23 protein-coding genes and 2 pseudogenes are annotated in these 18,040 nt (G+C 62.2%); 17 read left to right on the top strand and 8 right to left on the bottom strand.

Features of this window, described 5'->3' with window-relative positions; genetic code table 11:
* The first annotated feature begins 67 nt into the window (after positions 1-67).
* The 13 genes and pseudogenes from ACEN9G_RS31220 (at position 68) to ACEN9G_RS31160 (ending at position 7,081) form a co-directional block, all read left to right on the top strand.
* A complete protein-coding gene (locus ACEN9G_RS31220; RefSeq protein ID WP_495605570.1) occupies positions 68-481 on the top strand; it encodes a tRNase toxin domain-containing protein in 414 nt (137 codons plus the stop codon).
* The gene (locus tag ACEN9G_RS31215; protein WP_413342487.1) at positions 481-954 is read left to right on the top strand and encodes a Cdi1I family immunity protein; all 474 of its coding nucleotides are present in this window, start codon (positions 481-483) and stop codon (positions 952-954) included. The genes ACEN9G_RS31220 and ACEN9G_RS31215 overlap by 1 nt, the downstream gene beginning before the upstream one ends.
* A gap of 191 nt (positions 955-1,145) precedes the next feature.
* Positions 1,146-1,466, top strand: coding sequence for an SMI1/KNR4 family protein (locus tag ACEN9G_RS31210; RefSeq protein WP_413342489.1), 321 nt, complete (start codon positions 1,146-1,148; stop codon positions 1,464-1,466).
* A 14-nt stretch (positions 1,467-1,480) separates the two neighbouring features.
* A complete protein-coding gene (locus ACEN9G_RS31205) occupies positions 1,481-1,819 on the top strand; it encodes a DUF7716 domain-containing protein (protein WP_413342491.1) in 339 nt (112 codons plus the stop codon).
* Between the two features lie 117 nt (positions 1,820-1,936).
* A pseudogene (locus ACEN9G_RS31200) lies at positions 1,937-2,412 on the top strand (IS5 family transposase); the annotation flags it as partial.
* 665 nt (positions 2,413-3,077) lie between these two features.
* Positions 3,078-4,274 (top strand): RHS repeat domain-containing protein, encoded by a 1,197-nt coding sequence (locus ACEN9G_RS31195; protein WP_483127520.1) that lies wholly within the window; start codon positions 3,078-3,080, stop codon positions 4,272-4,274.
* Positions 4,226-4,594, top strand: coding sequence for an HYD1 signature containing ADP-ribosyltransferase family protein (locus ACEN9G_RS31190; RefSeq protein WP_413344921.1), 369 nt, complete (start codon positions 4,226-4,228; stop codon positions 4,592-4,594). The genes ACEN9G_RS31195 and ACEN9G_RS31190 overlap by 49 nt, the downstream gene beginning before the upstream one ends.
* A 98-nt stretch (positions 4,595-4,692) precedes the next feature.
* A complete protein-coding gene (locus ACEN9G_RS31185; protein WP_156403799.1) occupies positions 4,693-4,851 on the top strand; it encodes a hypothetical protein in 159 nt (52 codons plus the stop codon).
* Entirely contained in the window at positions 4,848-5,321 is a 474-nt protein-coding gene (locus ACEN9G_RS31180; protein WP_413344919.1) for a macro domain-containing protein, read from the top strand. The genes ACEN9G_RS31185 and ACEN9G_RS31180 overlap by 4 nt, the downstream gene beginning before the upstream one ends.
* Positions 5,322-5,975: 654 nt before the next feature.
* On the top strand, positions 5,976-6,200 hold the full coding sequence (locus tag ACEN9G_RS31175; protein WP_413344918.1) for an SMI1/KNR4 family protein: 225 nt from the start codon (positions 5,976-5,978) through the stop codon (positions 6,198-6,200).
* Positions 6,197-6,664 (top strand): SMI1/KNR4 family protein, encoded by a 468-nt coding sequence (locus tag ACEN9G_RS31170; RefSeq protein WP_413344916.1) that lies wholly within the window; start codon positions 6,197-6,199, stop codon positions 6,662-6,664. Before ACEN9G_RS31175 ends, ACEN9G_RS31170 begins: the two co-directional genes overlap by 4 nt.
* Positions 6,661-6,996, top strand: coding sequence for an RHS domain-containing protein (locus ACEN9G_RS31165; RefSeq protein ID WP_483127519.1), 336 nt, complete (start codon positions 6,661-6,663; stop codon positions 6,994-6,996). Before ACEN9G_RS31170 ends, ACEN9G_RS31165 begins: the two co-directional genes overlap by 4 nt.
* Positions 6,917-7,081, top strand: a complete 165-nt coding sequence (locus ACEN9G_RS31160) for an SRPBCC family protein (RefSeq protein WP_413345649.1) — start codon at positions 6,917-6,919, stop codon at positions 7,079-7,081. Before ACEN9G_RS31165 ends, ACEN9G_RS31160 begins: the two co-directional genes overlap by 80 nt.
* 71 nt (positions 7,082-7,152) lie before the next feature.
* Here the strand turns inward: ACEN9G_RS31160 and ACEN9G_RS31155 are convergent, their stop codons facing one another.
* Positions 7,153-8,046: an AraC family transcriptional regulator gene (locus ACEN9G_RS31155; RefSeq protein WP_413345647.1), complete on the bottom strand. Its 894-nt coding sequence runs from the start codon at positions 8,044-8,046 to the stop codon at positions 7,153-7,155.
* Between the two features lie 137 nt (positions 8,047-8,183).
* Here ACEN9G_RS31155 and ACEN9G_RS31150 point away from each other — a divergent pair, with 137 nt between their 5' ends.
* Positions 8,184-9,248, top strand: a complete 1,065-nt coding sequence (locus ACEN9G_RS31150; protein ID WP_483127518.1) for an aldo/keto reductase — start codon at positions 8,184-8,186, stop codon at positions 9,246-9,248.
* A 5-nt stretch (positions 9,249-9,253) separates the two neighbouring features.
* On the opposite strand, the gene ACEN9G_RS31145 is transcribed toward ACEN9G_RS31150, so the two are convergent.
* From ACEN9G_RS31145 to ACEN9G_RS31135, 3 genes are all read right to left on the bottom strand, one after another.
* On the bottom strand, positions 9,254-9,811 hold the full coding sequence (locus ACEN9G_RS31145) for a TetR/AcrR family transcriptional regulator (protein ID WP_495605505.1): 558 nt from the start codon (positions 9,809-9,811) through the stop codon (positions 9,254-9,256).
* Between the two features lie 190 nt (positions 9,812-10,001).
* Complete coding sequence (locus ACEN9G_RS31140) at positions 10,002-11,903, bottom strand: putative bifunctional diguanylate cyclase/phosphodiesterase (RefSeq protein WP_413345166.1); 1,902 nt, start codon at positions 11,901-11,903, stop codon at positions 10,002-10,004.
* An 88-nt stretch (positions 11,904-11,991) separates the two neighbouring features.
* Positions 11,992-12,963 carry a GlxA family transcriptional regulator gene (locus ACEN9G_RS31135; protein WP_483127516.1) on the bottom strand — a complete coding sequence of 324 codons (972 nt, stop codon included), beginning with the start codon at positions 12,961-12,963 and terminating at the stop codon, positions 11,992-11,994.
* Between the two features lie 173 nt (positions 12,964-13,136).
* On the opposite strand from ACEN9G_RS31135, the gene ACEN9G_RS31130 reads away from it, so the two are divergent.
* Positions 13,137-13,811, top strand: a complete 675-nt coding sequence (locus tag ACEN9G_RS31130; RefSeq protein ID WP_413345334.1) for a M24 family metallopeptidase — start codon at positions 13,137-13,139, stop codon at positions 13,809-13,811.
* Here the strand turns inward: ACEN9G_RS31130 and ACEN9G_RS31125 are convergent.
* From ACEN9G_RS31125 to ACEN9G_RS31115, 3 genes are read right to left on the bottom strand one after another with little or no spacing between them, the layout of a single operon-like run.
* Positions 13,802-14,689, bottom strand: coding sequence for a LysR family transcriptional regulator (locus ACEN9G_RS31125; RefSeq protein WP_413345336.1), 888 nt, complete (start codon positions 14,687-14,689; stop codon positions 13,802-13,804). The two genes, ACEN9G_RS31130 and ACEN9G_RS31125, sit on opposite strands and share 10 nt — an antisense overlap.
* 31 nt (positions 14,690-14,720) lie before the next feature.
* The gene (locus ACEN9G_RS31120) at positions 14,721-15,620 is read right to left on the bottom strand and encodes an SDR family NAD(P)-dependent oxidoreductase (protein ID WP_440963329.1); all 900 of its coding nucleotides are present in this window, start codon (positions 15,618-15,620) and stop codon (positions 14,721-14,723) included.
* A gap of 13 nt (positions 15,621-15,633) precedes the next feature.
* Positions 15,634-16,383, bottom strand: coding sequence for an SDR family oxidoreductase (locus ACEN9G_RS31115; protein WP_483127515.1), 750 nt, complete (start codon positions 16,381-16,383; stop codon positions 15,634-15,636).
* A 234-nt stretch (positions 16,384-16,617) separates the two neighbouring features.
* Here ACEN9G_RS31115 and ACEN9G_RS31110 point away from each other — a divergent pair, with 234 nt between their 5' ends.
* Positions 16,618-16,950, top strand: coding sequence for an energy transducer TonB (locus tag ACEN9G_RS31110; protein ID WP_413345112.1), 333 nt, complete (start codon positions 16,618-16,620; stop codon positions 16,948-16,950).
* Between the two features lie 198 nt (positions 16,951-17,148).
* Entirely contained in the window at positions 17,149-17,841 is a 693-nt protein-coding gene (locus tag ACEN9G_RS31105; RefSeq protein ID WP_413345114.1) for a hydrolase, read from the top strand.
* Between the two features lie 91 nt (positions 17,842-17,932).
* Here ACEN9G_RS31105 and ACEN9G_RS31100 read toward each other — a convergent pair.
* Positions 17,933-18,001: pseudogene (locus tag ACEN9G_RS31100) on the bottom strand (hypothetical protein); the annotation flags it as partial.
* Positions 18,002-18,040: the final 39 nt, after the last annotated feature.

Here is an 18,040-nt window from a genome sequence, read left to right as displayed (position 1 = left end):
GATTGATCCGATTGGCCTAGCTGGCGGTACAAATGGTTATGGTTATGCGTCTAACCCAGTTGGCTGGGTGGATCCGGCAGGACTGAGTCCATGTAAAAATGGCAATACGGAAGGGGCGAATAAGATCGCGACGCCAGCCTCATGGGGTCTTACCCTATCTGAGACCAAGACAGTTCTGTCATCTGCACAAGTGCCCTATAAAGGATCTACTATCGTCGGGCATGCGCTTGCTAAACATAGCGGAAGACCTGTTACGTTTAGCAATCCGTCTGTTTCTGGGGCCGAGGTATGGGGGAAGATTAAAGGAAAAATGACCACTTGGAACGAGCAAGGCAAGTTCCACCTGAAGGATATCATTCGGGCTCCCGGTGACTTTTCACCGATAGCGGATGGGAATCTGGTCTTTCTGGAAAAGCGTTTGCCTGATGGTCGTGGAGTACGGTTGAATCAAGATAAGACCTTTAAAGAATTCATTGACTAATGAACGGGCTATTGGAGTTTGTTTTCGAAGAGGTTTCGCCCAGTCATCTCGCGGCAATGGTTATCGAATGCGTGCGTGAAAAGAACAACGTCAGCGAAGTGGTACGGGACGGCGTACCCTTGCGACTGGATTCTGTTCTCGACTCGGCCTACTTGTCGAAAATCGCAGCTGGCGATGAAGACGTTGCGTGCACCGCTAATCTCAAACACCTGAGTGTCGGTGAGAACTTAGTTGAGTGTGTAACGTTGCGTATAATTCATTATGATGACATCAGCGATGTCTCATTGCTTTTTTCAAGTTTCGATTGCAAGAAAGCAGGTATATCGACATCTGAAGAGCTTTATCGTTGGGCTAAAGGGTTCAGCGTCAAATATCGCATCGCCAATTTCTTCGGCGGCTTAGAGCCCGCTTCGGACAAGCAGACGCAACTATTCTCGAAAGATCGAGTCGGTCCTGTCATGGAATTGCGGTAGGACTGATGAAGTAAAACCAAAGAGATAAGGCTTTTCAAGGGATAGGTAAAACAGGACATCGAGCCAAGGGGACGCCACGAAAAACATTGTCCAGGTCGAGCGTGATAATGACCCGGTACCATATTGTGAATACGACGCTGCCGGATGGCCATGTTCGGAAAAACTTGTAATACGGCTCGGGCAACCTAAAAATGAGCATCAGCGACATCGCAAGATTGATTACTCCGCCAAACAATCCAAACGAAGCTCCCCAACAGCATGATTGGTCGAAGATTGAAGCCACGCTTGCAACTTCTCTTCCCAAAGATTACAAAGAGTTTATAAACTTATTTGGCACTGGGAAGATAGATAATTTCTTATGGATATTTAACCCATTCTCACAAAACGAAAATATAAATTTGACGACGCTGCAATTGGTTGACAGAGCGGATCACGCGTCGCGCCATCTTGACTATCATGCAAATGGTGTTGGCGGTCGGAACACATGGGGTGGCGGAACCCGTTGCCGTTAATTTTAGGAGTGTTTATGAAAATATATCAATCGATTCAGGATTTGCTTGGTGAGTTACACGGGCTTTACTGGGATTCGGCTCTTTTTATTAATGAAAGTGCGTGGAAGGGCGATCCTCAGCACACAGAGATCCTCGTTTTGGAAGGGGATGAAGAACTCGAAGACGTCGTTCCAGGGACGCATCTGCCAAAGATTGCGGAAGTTAGGAATGTGCGGCAACTATTTGATATGGAAACTTTTCGAGATGTAGTTAATTTCGAGCGGAAGAGAAATCCTGGAGCGTCTGTTTCGGAAATCATCTTCGCCATAAATTTTTATCGTGAGAAAGATGACTTCTTTGATCCGCGGAAATGATTGACCGGTAAAAAAGGCACGGAGGGCGCGATAAGAAACTCGGCTGTGTCCGTACTGGCTTTGTTGCACAAATCTGTCCCTGCAGAGGCCGAGCCGGACCATGGGTAAACCAGCGGCATGTGCGCGCCAACCAGACCGAAATACCGAACGACCAACTGGAAGGAATACGACGAAGCGTTGAGAGCGAGCCGATCGCTGCTGTTTCGGCTGGCAAGGACATGCGCTGGCACGGCGGCGCCAACGGCAAACGGGGCCGCAGACCCAGGTACAGCGAGGCGGCGATTCAGTTCTGCCTGACGATCAAAAGCCTGTTCAATCTGCCACTGCGACAGGCGATGGGCATGACGCAACGTCTGCTCAGGCTAGCCGGCCTGGACTGGCAGACTCCCGACTTCAGCACCGTCAGCCGGCGCCAAAAACATCTGGCGGCGATGATCGGAGCGCACCCGACGACGACGGGCTTGCATCTGCTGGTCGACTGCACCTGCATCAAGATGCTGGGTGAAGGCGGGTGGAAGACGAAGAAGCGCGGCGCCGACTACCGCCGCCAGTGGCGCAAGGTCCATCTTGATATCGATGCCACCACACTGGAAAATCCGGGCCACCGCACCGCCTACGAATTCGATCGCGATGGCAAGCCGCTGAAATTCATCGACGCGCGGCGGCGTGCTGGAATACCGCTACGACACGGCGCGCCGGATCGCGGAACTGATCAACGAGAACGGCGACGTGCACCGGTTTGTTTACGACACGCTGGACCGGCTGGCGGAAGAGACCAGTTTCGATGCGCGCGTGACGCGTTATCGCTACGACGACAGCGGGCTCATCGTCGGCAAGGACGAGCTGGGCTGCGCGCCGCGCACGGAATTGACGCCCATCGCGACGACGTATGTGCGCGATGCGCTGGGCCAGCTGACGGAAAAGGTGATTTCGCGCGTGACGGGTGCGGCACAGGCGCAGCAGATGCGGCTGCGCTTCGCCTACGACGCGCTGAGGCGCATGACGCAGGCGATCAATGCGGATGCGACGGTTGGCATGACGTATGACGCGGTCGGGCAATTGATTGCGGAGCAGACGGATGCCTCGGGCGTTTCGTGTGTCCTTCGTCATCAGTACGACGAGCTGGGCAACCGGGTGCAGACGACGTTGCCGGATGGGCGTGTCCTGAACAACCTGTACTACGGCTCGGGCCATTTGCACCAGGTGAACCTGGACGGCGAGGTCATTACCGACATCGAACGGGGACCGGGCGCACCGGATGATCGCCCGCTCGCAGGGGACGCTCGTCAGCCAGTTCCGGTACGACCCCGTGGGGCGGCTGTTGTCGCAGACGGCGGGCGAGGGCGCGTCGACCGTCATCGCGCGGCAGTACGAGTACGACGAAGTTGGCAACCTCGTATCGATCGACGACCAGCGCAACGGTGTGACACGCTACAGCTACGATCCGATCGGACGCATTTTGTCGGCCGTGCAGCCGCAGTCGAGCGAGCGCTTTGGGTTCGATCCGGCGCACAACATGCTCGACACGACAGTGGCGGCCGTCGGGCGCGTCGAGGGCAACCGCATCCGGGTGTACGAGGACAAGCGTTATGACTACGATGCGCACGGCAACGTGGTCGAGAAGCTGGTCGGCAAGCATACGCGGATGCGGTTCGAGTGGAATCCGGCGCATCAGCTGGTGCGCAGCGTGGTGGCGCGCGGGGAGATCGATACTGCGCAGACGGTCAGCTATGCCTACGATCCGTTCGGACGCCGGATTGCGAAGCGGGATGCGTTTGGCGTCACGCGGTTCGTGTGGGATGGGAACCGGTTGCTGTGCGAGAACCGGGGGAGTCATGCGCGGACGTACGTGTATGGCGAGGATGCGTTCGTGCCGCTGGCGCGCGTGGACGCTGTTGCTGGCGCGGACGGCGCGGCGTGGGTTGAGGTGCGGCATTTGCATACGGATCATCTCGGGACGCCGCGGGAGATGACCGATGCGGGTGGGCGGGTCGTGTGGGCTGCGCGGTATCGTGCGTGGGGGAATGTACTTGAGGTTGCGCAGCAGGATTCGCCGGAGGTGGTGTCGCCCGATGAGATCGGGGAGGCACAGCCTGTTCGGTTTCAGGGGCAGTATTTCGACAGCGAAACGGGCTTGCATTACAACCGGTCCCGTTATTATGATCCGGACATTGGGCGATTTGTTTCGATTGATCCCATCGGATTGTCTGGCGGGGCAAACACTTTCGCATACTCTGCCAATCCAACAGCCTCGGTCGATCCGCTCGGTCTAAGTCCATGCAAGACCAGTAACGCGAATGATGCGAATAAAATCGTCTCCGAGTTGCGGGCGGAGCAGATCGACTGCCGAGCGCCGCTTATACTGGTGGCAGGCAAACCCTGTTTCATTACACTGATGAGGCAGGAATGCGGGGAATTATCAGTTCACAAGAACTGCGGGTTTCGACAGGAGTAACACATGCTCGTTACGGCGATGGGCAATACCTCACTGATTTGGCGCCAGAAATGGTTGGGGCACGCACGGTGGGGCAGCTGTCGGCAGAGCAGCTAGGTAATGGAGTCATCTCAGGCGGACAGGCTTCACGATTCCTGTTTAATGATCCTAGAAAGTTGGGGAAACTTACGAATTTTGTTGAGATCGACATTACCGGTCTTCCGGTTAGGCAAGGTCTTAATTCATCCGGCACAGAATTCCGCGAACATGTTCAATTTATACTGAACAAAAATGACATGGATTTGACGGGTCGTATCGTACGGACAGGAAGGACATTTTGATGCGGTACTATTGTTTCTACTCTGAATCGCTTAAGGGTGAAGTGGGGAAGTTCTATTGCGAGGTGTCGCCCGAGAACTTAATCACTCGGCAAATCGATGTGTTTGGTTCCGAAATTTATTGGGCTGAACCTGGATCTCAGTATAGTGAAGATTATCCTTTTACTGATCAGCCAGAATTTGATGAATCGGATCAAGAGGCGGAAGAATTGGATCGAGAAACATTTGAGAGAATTTGGGCTGAAGGAAAAAAGCAGTGACCGTCATATTTTGCAAAGGCGATATATTTGCAGTGAGCTCGCCTCAAGCATTTGCGCACGGTTGTAACTGTGCTGGCGCAATGGGGAAAGGCATTGCCGTTACATTTCGTGAAAAATGGCCATTGATGTACGCACGGTATCGAGAATTATGCAAGACTGGTGCCTTCGTTCTAGGCGATGTCTTTGAGTGGACTGACGGTGCGACCAGAATATACAACTTGGGAACGCAAAGGATCTGGAGGTCAAAGGCTGACGTTTCAGCCATAAAAATTTCGATGACTCGATTAAAGAAACTTCTAACCGATGCCGAAATTTCTGAAATTTATATGCCGCGCATTGGTGCTGGATTGGGAGGGGGTGACTGGAATGAAATCAAGTCGATCATTGAATGGAGTTTTGGCGAAAGTCCCATCCATGTATATGTGTGCGAAGAATTTGTGCCCGGAGCAGCATTGCAGGTTATGTCATAATCATGCAAGCCGCCGAGCATGCAGCAGGATTTATTGACTAATGAGTGGGCTATTGGAGTTTGTTTTCGAAGACGTTGCGTCCAATAATCTCGCAAAAATGGTTGTCGAATGCGTGCGTGAAAAAAGCAATATCAGCGAAGTTCTGCAGGACGGCGCACGTCTGCGACTGGACTCCATTCTTGCGCATCGTTGCTGAGGCCGTAACAGAAAGACGCAAAGTGTCGAGTCCCGTTTGATCGTAGATGCGCTTGACGAATAGTTCCGGCCGTTTCTTCTGCTATTGCTTGAGTGCCAGGATGGGCGTTTTGACGACGGTCTAATTTTATCGTTCAGGTACTTTTACACATCTAACGAGCCGCTCGCTGCAGAAATAGTTCTTTACGCTCGAAATCATAAGCTGGACGGCAACGTTTGGCGCAAGGTTAAAGTGGTGGTTGGAGACGTCGAGGAGCTCGTTGCAAAAGTTAAGGGAAATCAATTTAATTCCATATCCTCCGGAGTGAAACTGCTTAACTTTGGAGATTTGTGGTGTATTGATATTGACGGCGATTACAGTCTGGCTGGCGATCCGAGCTCCCTGGATGAAGTGCGCGAGGACGGACAGTGCTACGTCATTGGGCGCCAAGTCGAAGCTTGCGAACTCGACGAAGTTGCATGACGACGATAATGGTCTCTTTGGCAGCGGCAGAGGTGGAACAATTAGTTGCTGCCCATCAATCGGTAATTAATTTTGGGTTACCCTCTGATGCGGTCAACGATGAATGGCTTATGAAGGCGGAAGAAAAGCTAAATCGTGAGTTGCCACGATTGTACAAATGGTTTCTCAAACTATGTGCAGAGCGGGGAGATCCGAGGGGTATGGGGCACAACAGATTGTGAGTACACCTTTAACAGCAGCGGGAGTTGAGGAATTGATCGCGGCCCATCAGTCGATCATTAATTTTGGATTATCGTCCGATGCGGTCGAGGATGAATGGCTGGCAAATGCAGAAAATGCACTAAACCGCAAATTGCCGGAATCATATAAATGGTTTCTCAAACGATATGCAGGCGGTGAAGTCGGAGGGGAAGAGATTTATAGCATTTACGGAATTCCTTTCGAGTCGGCTAATGGGGGAGACATAGTTTTTCGCCACTTAATGAATCGCAAGGCTGGCTTGCTTGATGATTCAAAACTTGTCATTAGCGAAACTGATCTTGGCGAAGTTTTCTTCTTTGACTATATGAATTTCAAAGACGGCGAATGTTCGATATATCTCAGGCTTCCGTCGGGAGAGCACATTCTGTATGCAGAGAATTTTTATGAGTTTCTTGGGAAACGAATTGTGGCTCATGACTCATGATGGCTTGTTTCAGCGAGCAGTGCGGGAGTCATTCGCGGACGTGCGTGTATGGCGAGGATGCGTTTGTGCCGCTGGCGCGGATGGATGCTGTCGCTGGTCGGGAGGGCGCGGCGCGGGCCGAGCTGCGGCATTTGCATACGGACCATCTGGGGATGCCGCGGGAGATGACCGATGCGGGTGGGCGGGTCGAGTGGGCTGCGCACTATCGGCTTCGGGTAATGTGCTCGAGGTTGTGCAGGATGAGGACTCGCCGTGGCACCTTCGGGCAAGGGCAGCACAATCACGTGGAAGAGCCGGTTCAAGCGCGACCCGGCGGCCAAGGATGTGGATGACGCCAAGGCAAAGGAAATCGTCGCCGGGATGTACAAGTCGGGATTTGATGGACTGCGCACGACACTTGGTGAAACCGCCCACTGACCTTCGGCAGTGTTGGCCGCGTTGCGGTCGGCCAACCAGCGGGCGCCGGCGTCGAGAGGCGCTGATCGGCTTCAGTGCGCCACGCCCGCCGTCTCCCTCAACCTGCCCGCATCCCTGCCCGGCGGCACCCCAAACAACCGCACATAATCCCGACTGAACTGCGACGGACTTTCATACCCCACCCGATACCCCGCACTGGCCGCATCCATACCCTCGGCCACCATCAGCCGCCTGGCCTCCTGCATGCGCAACTGCGTGCGGAATTCGAGAGGACTCATCGCCGTCACCGCCTTGAAATGCGCGTGAAAGGTCGACCGGCTCATGCGCGCCACGTCGGCCATCTCGTCGATGCGGCAGTCGCGCGCGTAATGCGCGCGCAGCCAGACGATGGCGCGGGCGATCTGGTTTTGCCGGCTGTCGCCACGCGCCATGCGGCGCACGATGCGGTTGCCGGCGCCCGTCAATAACCGGTACAGGATCTCGCGCGTGACGAGCGGGGCCAGCGCATCGATGTCGGCCGGCGTGTCGAGCAACCGCGCCAGTCGCAGCGCCGCGTCGAGCAGTTCGGGCGTCGTCCGGTTCAGTGCCATGCCCACGTCTTCTCCACCATCCTCATCGGCAGGAGGATGCCGCACCGCCAGGTCCCCCAGCATCACCATGTCCAGGTCGAGACTCAGGCACAAATACGGCCGCTCCGGCGACGCCTCGATCACGGCGCCCGTCACGGGCAGTTCGACGGATGCGACGAGGTAGTACGCGGGGTCGTACACGAAGGCCGTCGCGCCGAGCACGGCGCGCTTGCGGCCCTGCGCGACGAGGCATACGGTCCGTTCGTACAGCACGGGCATGGGCATCGTCGGGCTGGACGATCGGATAAGGCGGACGCCCGGAAGAACGGTGTCGTGAATACCGTCCACGGGGGCGTGGCGGGCGATGGCGGCGGCAAAGAGGGCGAGCGTATCCATGGCGGCAAGGATAGCAGGCCAGCAGGCGGGTGTGCGCGCCGCCGGACGATCGTGCAAGCTTGTGCGACGTTTGCGCTACCGCCGATCGGCTGTGCGGCCCGACACTGTGCCCACTTTCAACCGCACAGGAGATCACCATGACCGCACTCGATCAATACCGCCTGCTGGGCCGCTCCGGCCTGCGCGTCTCGCCGCTGGCGCTCGGCACGATGACCTTCGGCCAGGACTGGGGCTGGGGCGCCGACGAAGCCGAGGCCCGGAACATCTTCGACGTCTACGTGGACCGCGGCGGCAATTTCGTCGACACGGCCGTCAACTACACGAACGGCGCGTCCGAGCGCATCCTCGGCAAGCTGATGGAAGGGCGGCGCGACCGCATCGTCCTGTCGACCAAGTTCACGATGGCGCGCGCTCCAGGCGATCCGAATTCGGGCGGCAACCACCGCATGAATCTCGTGCGCTCCGTCGAGCAGAGCCTGCGCCAGCTCGGCACCGACCGCATCGAACTGCTGCACCTGCACGCCTGGGACGATACGACGCCGCCCGACGAAGTCCTGCGCGCTCTCGACGACCTGGTGCGTGCCGGGAAGGTGCTGTACCTGGGCATCTGCAACACGCCCGCGTGGCGCGTGGCGCAGTTGCAGACGATCGCCGACCTGCGCGGCTGGTCGCCGTTCGTCGCGCTGCAGATCGAGTACAGCCTCGTCGAGCGCAGCGTCGAACACGAACTGATGCCGATGGCGCGCGCGCTGGGACTCGGCGTGATGCCATGGTCGCCGCTGGGCGGCGGTCTCCTGAGCGGCAAGTACGGGGCGTCCGACCTCGCCACGAACGACGCGGCCGGCGTGGCGGACACGCGCAAGGGCGTGATCGCGTCGACCGGGTTGTTGAACGAGGCGTCGCTGCGCATCGCGGAGGAAGTGAAGGCCGTCGCGCGCGCGACCGGCGCCAGCGCGGCGCAGGTGGCGCTCGCGTGGACCTTGCTGCATCCGGCCGTCACGGCGCCCGTCATCGGCGCGCGCACGCTCGCGCAGGCCCAGGACAACCTGGGCGCGCTGGACGTGAAACTGGATCCGGACCACGTGACGCGCCTAAATGCGGCCAGCCGGCCGGCGCCCATCTTCCCGCAGCGCTTTACCGAACGGCCGCTCGTCCAGCAGCTCGTGTTCGGCGGCGCGGCAGTGGAACGGCGCGGCCGGTGACGGGATCAAGCCTCCGGTTCGGCCGGTTGCATGGCGCCGCGCACGGCCGTGAGGATGGCGTCCGATGCGGTGCGGTCCGACACGGCGCGCGCGAGCGTCAGCGCGCCGACCATCGCGGCGAGGGCGACGATGCCCGCGTCGCCGGCGGCGGGCGCCAGGGGGCACTCGGCCAGCAGCGCCGTCATGCGCGCTACCATGGCGTCGGCCGTCGCGCTGGGCTGGCCGCGCAGGCCCAGCTCCGCGGCCAGCGTGGGGAGCGGGCAGCCTTCGCCCGGTTCGTCGCGGTGTTCCGCCGACAGGTAATGGTCGATGACGGCGCGCGGCGCGGCGTCCGCCGATGGCAGCCAGCGTTCCAGCGTCTGCTGGACGGCGGCCTCCAGCGAAGCCTGCACGAGCGCGTCCTTGGATTCGAAATGGGCGTAGAAGCCGCCGTGGGTCAGGCCGAGCGCCTTCATCAGCGGCACGAGGCCCGTGCCTTCGATGCCGTCCTTGCGGAAGCGGCGCGACGCTTCGCCGATGATGCGCTGGCGCGTTTCGGCCTTATGGTTACTCGAGTAACGCATAGTTATGGGATTGGTTTGCAATGATTCGGATGCGGTCCGTGCGGCCGAAAGCGACGGACCCGTTGAGCGACGGATGTGCCTCATGAATTTAGGCAACGCTCCGTGTCACCATTGTAAGCCTTAATGAGGGATTCCACAATTCCGGCCATGAATTTGCCGGAATCGTGTTGCGCGAGGCCGTCTTTACTGCTTAGTGCGACGCGGCTGCGGCCGGCAGCGCCTTGGTGGCGGCCCCGTGCTTGCGCAGGTACTCGGCGCAGGCGTCGGCGTCGAGCGGCTTGCTGAAGTAATCGCCCTGGATCTGGTCGCAGCCTGCGCTGCGCAGGGCGGCCAGCTGCCCATCGTTCTCGACGCCCTCGGCGATGACTTCCAGGCGCAGCGTGTGCGCCATGGCGATGATCGCCTTCACCATCGCCAGCGATTCGGCACTCTGGTGCACGTCGAGGACGAACGAGCGGTCGACCTTCAGCTTGTCGACGGGCAGGCGCTTGAGGTAGCTGAGGCTCGAATAGCCGGTGCCGAAATCGTCGATGCTGAGCGTGGTGCCCAGTTCGCGCAGCTGGCGCATCAGGTCCGCGGTGCGGACCGGGTCGTCCATCGAAATGCTTTCCGTGAGTTCCAGCTCCAGCAGGCGCGGAGGCAGGCCCGATTCACGGAGGACGGCGCCGACGAGCGCCACGACGTCCGTGCCCAGGAACTGCTTGCCGGACAGGTTGACGGCCACCGGCACGTCGGGCACGCCGGCATCGGTCCACGCGCGGCGCTGGGCCACGGCCGTGCGCAGGATCCATTCGCCGATCGGCACGACGAGGCCGGAATCCTCGGCGATCGGGATGAATTCGGCCGGGGAGATGCTGCCGTGCTCGGGATGCTTCCAGCGCACGAGCACTTCCAGGCCGGCGACGCCGCCGCTGTGCAGGTCCGTCTTGGGTTGATAGTTCAAATACAGTTCGCCGCGCTCGATCGCATGGCGCAACTGGTTTTCCAGCGTGAGCTTGCGCTGCAATGCCTGGTTCAGTTCTTCCGAATAGCGTTGGATCTGGCCCCCGCCCAGCACCTTGGCGCGGCGCACGGCCATCGTCGCGTTGTTCAGCAGGAGGTCGCCGTCGGTGCCGTCCTCTGGGAAGATCGCATAGCCGATGCTGCACGTGAGGGGGATCGCGCCGCCCGGCGTCTTGAATTCGCGCGTGGCGGCCTGCAGGAGCTGGCGCAAGCGGTCGCGCGCGACGCTGTCGTCGCCCAGGCCCGGCAGCAGCACGACGAATTCGTCGCTCCCGGCGCGCGCCAGCATGTCGCCCGGCCGCAGCAGGTTCTGCAGGCTCCACGTGATTGCGACGAGCGCCTTGTCGCCTTCATGGTGGCCCAGCAGCTCGTTGAGGCGCTTGAACTTGTCGATGTTGATCGTCGCGACCAGCGTGTGCAGGCCGTCGCTCTTCCATTTGTCCAGGTTCTGGCCGATCGTCCGCACGAGCACCTGGCGGTTCGCGAGGCCCGTCAGCACGTCGTGCGTGAGCAGGAATTCGACCTGGCCCGCGGCCGCCGCGAGGTCGGGATTCGCATTGTCGACGTAGACGTGCGAGTGCAGCGACTGCGCTGCGGTCGCCAGCTGGCGGAAGTGGATCAGCTGTTCCGTCATGCGCGCGAGGTCGCGCAGGATGTCCAGTTCCTCCTCGTTCAGCGTGCGCGGCACGCGGTCCAGGACGCACAGGGTCCCCAGCGGCATCCGGTCGATCGAGTACAGCTGCACGCCCGCATAAAAGCGCACGTGCGGCGGATTGACGACCATCGGGTTGTCGGCGAAGCGCGCATCCTGCGTCGCGTCCGGGACGATCAGCGGTTCGTGGTCGAGGATCGCGTGGCCGCAGAACGAGATCTCGCGGCGGGTGCCGGTCATGTCGATGCCGCAGCGCGACTTGAACCACTGATCTTCCTCGGCGACCAGCGAGACCAGCGCGATCGGCATCTTCAGCAGCCGGCTCGCCATGCGTGTGATGCGGTCGAACGCGTCCTCGGGGGCGCTGTGGAGGAGGCGGGTGGCGTGCAGCGCCGTCAACCGGCGCGCTTCGTCGAGCGGTATCGATGGGGTCTGCATGTCGTGTCATGAGGAGCTTCGTTGAGTCACATTCTGCCACGACCGGCGAAGCGGAGGCACGAGCTTGGCATGGCGTTGCAGCCAGGAATTAATCACGCTGGCGGAATGCGCCGAAATGCTGGCGATAATCGAGCGCGCTGACGCCCAGGTGGCGCAGGAACGCCGCGCGCATCCGCGCCGCGGTGCCGAACCCGCAGCGGTGCGCGACCGTCTTGAGGGGCCGGTCGGAGCGTTCGAGCAGGGCCCTGGCCGCGTCCACGCGCGCCCGCTCGACGAATTCCGCCGGCGTGACCCCGGCCGCGCGCGCGAACTGGCGCGCGAAGTGGCGCTCGCTCAGCGCCGCCACCCGCGCGAGGTCGGCCACCGTCAGCGGCGCGTCGAGGTGGGCGAGCACGTGGTCCTGGACGGTGCGCAGCACGGAATCGTCGCCCACGTACGGCGTCAGGTAAGGACTGAACTGCGATTGCCCGCCGCTGCGCTGGGTAAACACGACGAGGCGCTTGGCCACGTTCAGCGATACGTCCGCGCCGTGGTCTTCGTAGACCAGGTGCAGCGCAAGGTCGACGCCCGCCGTGACGCCGGCCGACGTATAGACCGGACCGTCGCGCACGAAAATGCGGTCCGGCTGGACGGCCACCCGCGGAAAGCGCGCGGCCATCAGCGCGACGTCGTTCCAGTGCGTGGTGGCGCGGCGGCCGTCCAGCAGGCCCGCGTGGGCGAGCAGGAACGCGCCGTTGCAGACGGACGCGATGCGGGCGCAGCGGGTGCTCATCGTGCGCAGCCACGCGGCGAGCGCGGTATCGGCCGGCCGGCGTGGCAGGTCCGGGCCGCCGGGGACCAGCAGCAGGTCGGGCGCGCCGTCGCCTTCGTCGTAGCGCGCGTGCGGTTGCAGCAGCATCCCGTTCGAGCACGCGACGGGGCCGTCCACCGTGCCGAGCACGCGCATGCGGTAATGGTCGCGCGGCGCGAGAAAACGGTTGGCTTCCGCGAACACGTCGAGCGGTCCGGTGACGTCGAGCGACTGCACGCCGGGGAAGGCGAGGATGGCGATGGTGGGCAAGCGCGGGCTCCTGGGATCGACAAGCACGCCATCACTATAGCCGCGCGCGCGTGGCCGCGGCGGGGCGTGGCGGGAAATGCGCGCACCGTGGCGGGAAACCGGTGCACGCTGCCGGCGTCGGCGCGCGGCCCGGCGCCAGAATGGCGTCATCCCCAACACACGAAAGGACGACAATGGACAATACCGCAGAACGCGTGGGCCCCGCATTCTCCGTCGACGGCATGCTGCGCGCGCGTCGTGAGACCCGCAAGGCCATCGCCGCGATCGCGCGGCGCATCCGGCCCGGCATGGTGGAAGAAGACGCCGTGGCCATGGCGCGCGACGTCATCGCCACGCGGGGCCACACCCTCAGCTGGCACCCGGTGCGCGTGCGCTTCGGCGCCAACACGATCCTGCCGATGAAGCGCGCGTCGACACCCGGCATCGTGCTGGGCGAGCACGACATCTTCTTCATCGACATCGCGCCGCGCGTGGCGCATTGGGAAGGCGACGGCGGCGCCACGTTCACGGTCGGTGACGTGCCCGGGTATGCGCGCTGCGCCGCCGACGCCGAGCGCCTGTTCCATGAGGTGCGCCAGGCGTGGAAGACGCAGGACTGGAGCGGCAGGAAGCTGTACGAGTTCGCGGACCGGCGTGCCCGCGACCTGGGCTGGGACCTCGATCCGGACCTGCCGGGCCACCGCGTCTCCGACTTCCCGCACGCGGCGCTGCACACGGGCGCACTGGCCGATTACGACCATGCGCCATCGGACATGCGCTGGATCCTCGAGATCCACTTGCTCGATCCGCGGCGCCGCTTCGGCGCGTTTTTCGAGGACATGCTGCTGGACGACGCGGACTACGTCTGACGGAAGCACTGCACGAGGAAGTCGGCGAACACGCGCACGCGCGCCGACAGCTGGCGCGCGTGCGGATACATCACGGAGACGGGGATGGTGGGCGGCGGTACGTCCGCCAGCACCTCGACGAGACGGCCGTCCGCGAGCTGCCCGGCGATGCGGTAGCGCGGCACCTGCACGAGGCCGAGGCCCGCGAGCGCGGCCGCCGTGTAGGCTTCGGTGCCGGTGACGGAGACGATTCCGGGCGGCGTCGCCAGCTTCAGGCCCGCGTCCGTCATGAATTCCAGCGGATATGGCCGGCCCGTCGCCGTCGACACGTAGTGCACGGCCTGGTGATGCACGAGATCCGCCAGCGCGGCCGGCGTGCCGAAGCGGTCGAGGTAGGCGGGACTCGCGACCGTCACCTGCTCGATGTCGGCCGCGCGCCGTGCCACCATCGACGAATCGTGCAGCTGGCCCGCGCGCAGCACGCAGTCGACGCCTTCGCGCACGAGGTCGACGAGGCGGTCGTCCTCCCCCACGTGCAGCTGGATGCGCGGATAGCGCGCGAGGAATCCCGATAGCGCGGGAAAGACGAAGTAGCGGGCCAGCGTCGGCTGCAGGTTCACCCGGAGCAGGCCCGCGGGCTCGCTGCCGCGGAACGCGTCTTCCGCTTCGTCGAGGTCGGCCAGCAGGCGCACGCACCGTTCGTAGTAAGCGGCGCCGTCCTGCGTGGGCGCGACGGCGCGCGTCGTCCGTTCCAGCAGGCGCGTGCCGAGGCGGTTTTCCAGCCGCTTGATCGCATTGGTCGCGGTGGCGCGCGGGATCAGGAGGTCCTCGGCGGCCTGCGTGAAGCTGCGGCGCTCCACGATGCGCACGAAAATCTGCATTTCCTGAAACCGGTCCATCTGCGTCGACATGCGCCACCTCCCTCTGCGATTATACGGTCGGCGCGGCTGGCACCAGCAGGTCGGCGATGCCGATGCGGCGGGCGAAGTCCACGCGCACGGCCTCCGCCACCTCGAGCACCTCGCGCGCGCCGTCGCCGACGAAGTCGACCACCGTACGGAACGGCCGCCGGCCGCGCGGCAGTCCGACGATGCGCACCAGTTCATCGGCCACGGCCTGCGGATCGGCTTCCGGCGGCGTCAACGCGTCGAGGCGTTCGCCCACCTGGTCCAGCACCCCGTCGTAGCGGGCATACGCGGCGATCCGTGCGGCGTCCGCCGGCTTGCCGGCGCTGGGGAAGTGCTCCGTGCCGCGGGTGAACGCGCCGGGGACCATGATCGCGGTCTCGATGCCGAAGCGGGAGATTTCGTACGACAGCGACACCGCGAGCGAATCCAGCGCCGCCTTCGCCGCGCCGTACGGGCCGAGGAAAGGCGGGAAGCCGCCCTTCGTCGTCGTGCTGGAGATCCACAGCAGCAGGCCGGATGCCTGGGCGCGCAGCTGGGGCAGGGCCGCGCGCAATACGCGCTGGGCGCCGAGGAAGTTCGTGTCCAGCACCTTGGCCACTTCCTCGGCCGTGAAGGCTTCGGTTGGGCCGACGACCAGGTGGCCCGCGTTCTGCACGACGACGTCCAGCCGGCCCTGTTCCGCGACGACCGCCGCGACGGCCGCGTCGCACGAGGCTTGGGACAGCACGTCCAGTTCGAGCGGCCGCAGGTCGGCGCCGTGCTGCCGCGCCCAGTCGCGCGCTGCGGCGGCGCGGGCCGCGTTGCGTCCTGCGACGTCGCGCATCGACGCGTAGACCGTGTGGCCGGCGCGGGCCAGCGCCTGTGCCGAGAGTTTGCCGATGCCGCTGCCGGCGCCCGTGATGAGGATGACTGCCTGGTCCATGGTTGCGATCTCCTCAGGCCATGCCGCCGTTGGCGCGCAGGACCTGGCCGTTGACCCAGCCGCCGTCCGGACCGGCCAGGAAGGACACGACGCCGGCGATGTCCTCGGGCTGGCCCAGGCGACCCAGCGGCGCCGAGTTCGCGATCTGCTGGACCAGCTCATCCGACTTCCCGGTCAGGAACAGCTCGGTCGCGACGGGGCCCGGCGCCACGGCGTTGCAGGTGATGCCGCGGCCGCGCAGCTCTTTCGCGAACACGCGGGTCAGCGCTTCCACCGCGCCTTTCGTGGCGGCGTACACGCCATAGGTCGGCGGCGCCATGTGCAGCACGCTGGTCGAGAAATTGACGATGCGTCCGCCTTCGTTCAGGCGCGTGGCCGCTTCGCGCATCGTGTTGAAGGTGCCGGTGACGTTGATGGCCATCGTGCGCTCGAACTGCTCGTCGGTCGTCTCGGCGATCGTCACGTACGGCAGGATGCCGGCGTTGTTGACGAGGATGTCCACGGGGCCGAGCTTTGCCTCGATCGCCGCGAACATCGCTTTCACGTCGTCGACCTTGGCGACGTCGGCGCGCACGGCGATGGCGCGGCCGCCTGCCGCTTCGATGGCGGCGACGGTGGCGTTGGCGGCTGCCTCGTTGCCGGCATAGTTGACGGCGATGGCGAACCCGTCTTCGGCGAGACGTTTCGCAACGGCGGCGCCGATGCCGCGGGAGGCGCCGGTGACCAGGGCGACGCGGGGGGTGTGTTGGGTTTGGGTGTTCATCGTGACCTCCTTAATTGGTTGAGCGTGAAGTCATGATGATTGATTTTGATGCAAAGATAATCTAGCAAAGTTTGCCTTCAGAATTCCATCTTGAATAACAATCTGGCGCGTTTATCGCCGATATAACCGGACGGTGCATAACTGCCATTCGAACAATAAATTTTTCAAGCATGCTGCAGCGCAGTAAATTGGATTCGCAGTCTCGCTATTCGAACCCAACCACTGGAGCTGATCATGATCGGTAAACGTCACCTTGTTGCTCTCGCATCCGTCCTCTCGTTCAACGCCCACGCCGCCGAACCGGCTGCGCGCCTGAGACCCGCTACCTGCAGCACGCCGGCCTTCACGTCGGACCTGAAAGACGAATACCTCCAGGGCACCGTCCGCCTGGCCGTGCTCGTGGACCCTGACGGTTCGGTCAAGCGGGCGAAGGTCGTCGAGTCCAGCGGCCACCGCGCGCTGGACCGGGCCTCGCTGCGTGCCAGCTATACGTGCAAGTTCGGTGCCGCCGGCAAGGACGGCGAGCCGAGCTGGTCCACCGTGCAATACAAGTGGATCAACGATTGATCCGGATCGGGCCGCCGGCATCGGTCGCAGGCGGCTCAACCAACGTTCGAAAAATTCGATAAAAGCCTGGCAATTTTCTCGTTTTTTTAATGCCGGGCCACCGCGCATAATGTCTCCATCGCAGCGAACAACGAAGAGGAGATCTTCGAAACGTTCGATGCAATATCGACCCCCCAACCGATAACACTGGAGAACATCATGAGCAACGCCAAACTGGAAGTCCTGACCCCGCATAACTCGCAACTGATCATCATCGACCACCAGCCGCAGATGGCGTTCGGCGTGCAGTCGATCGACCGCCAGACCCTGAAGAACAACGTGGTCGGCCTGGCCAAGGCGGCGAAGGCGTTCGACATCCCGACCGTGATCACCACGGTCGAAAGCGATTCCTTCTCCGGCAAGACCTATCCCGAGATCCTGGATGTCTTCCCGGGCAAGGAGATTCTCGAACGGACGTCGATGAATTCCTGGGACGACCAGAAGGTGCGCGATGCCCTGGCCGCCAACGGCCGCAGGAAGATCATCGTCGCCGGCCTGTGGACGGAAGTGTGCAACACGACCTTCGCGCTGTCCGCGATGCTCGACGGCGACTACGAGATCTACATGGTGGCCGATGCGTCGGGCGGCACGTCGAAGGACGCGCACGACTTCGCGATGCAGCGCATGGTGCAGGCCGGCGTCGTGCCCGTGACGTGGCAGCAGGTCCTGCTCGAATGGCAGCGCGACTGGGCGCACCGCGACACCTACGATGCCGTGATGAAGATCGTCACCGAACACTCGGGCGCGTACGGCATGGGCGTCGACTACGCCTACACGATGGTGCACAAGGCACCGGCGCGCAACCGGGGCGACAACCCGGTGCTGGCCCCGGTTGCGGCACCCGTACGCTGAGCTTCAGGTCCGAAACGCCTGGAAAGCGAACGATCATGAAAACCCTCGTGCCGACCATGCGGACGGGCTGGCCGTCCGCCCCGCGCTCGACGACCTTGCCGCGCGACTGCGCCCACACCCAGTGGCCGGTTCGCTCATACGTTCGCTCACACGTTCGCATTGGTGCGCACGATTGGCGGTAGGACGTCCTTGGGTTAAC

Source organism: Massilia sp. Masssp94 (assembly GCF_059491305.1).
Note: the sequence above shows the minus strand (reverse complement) of the source record. Positions and strands in the feature narration are given on the sequence as shown.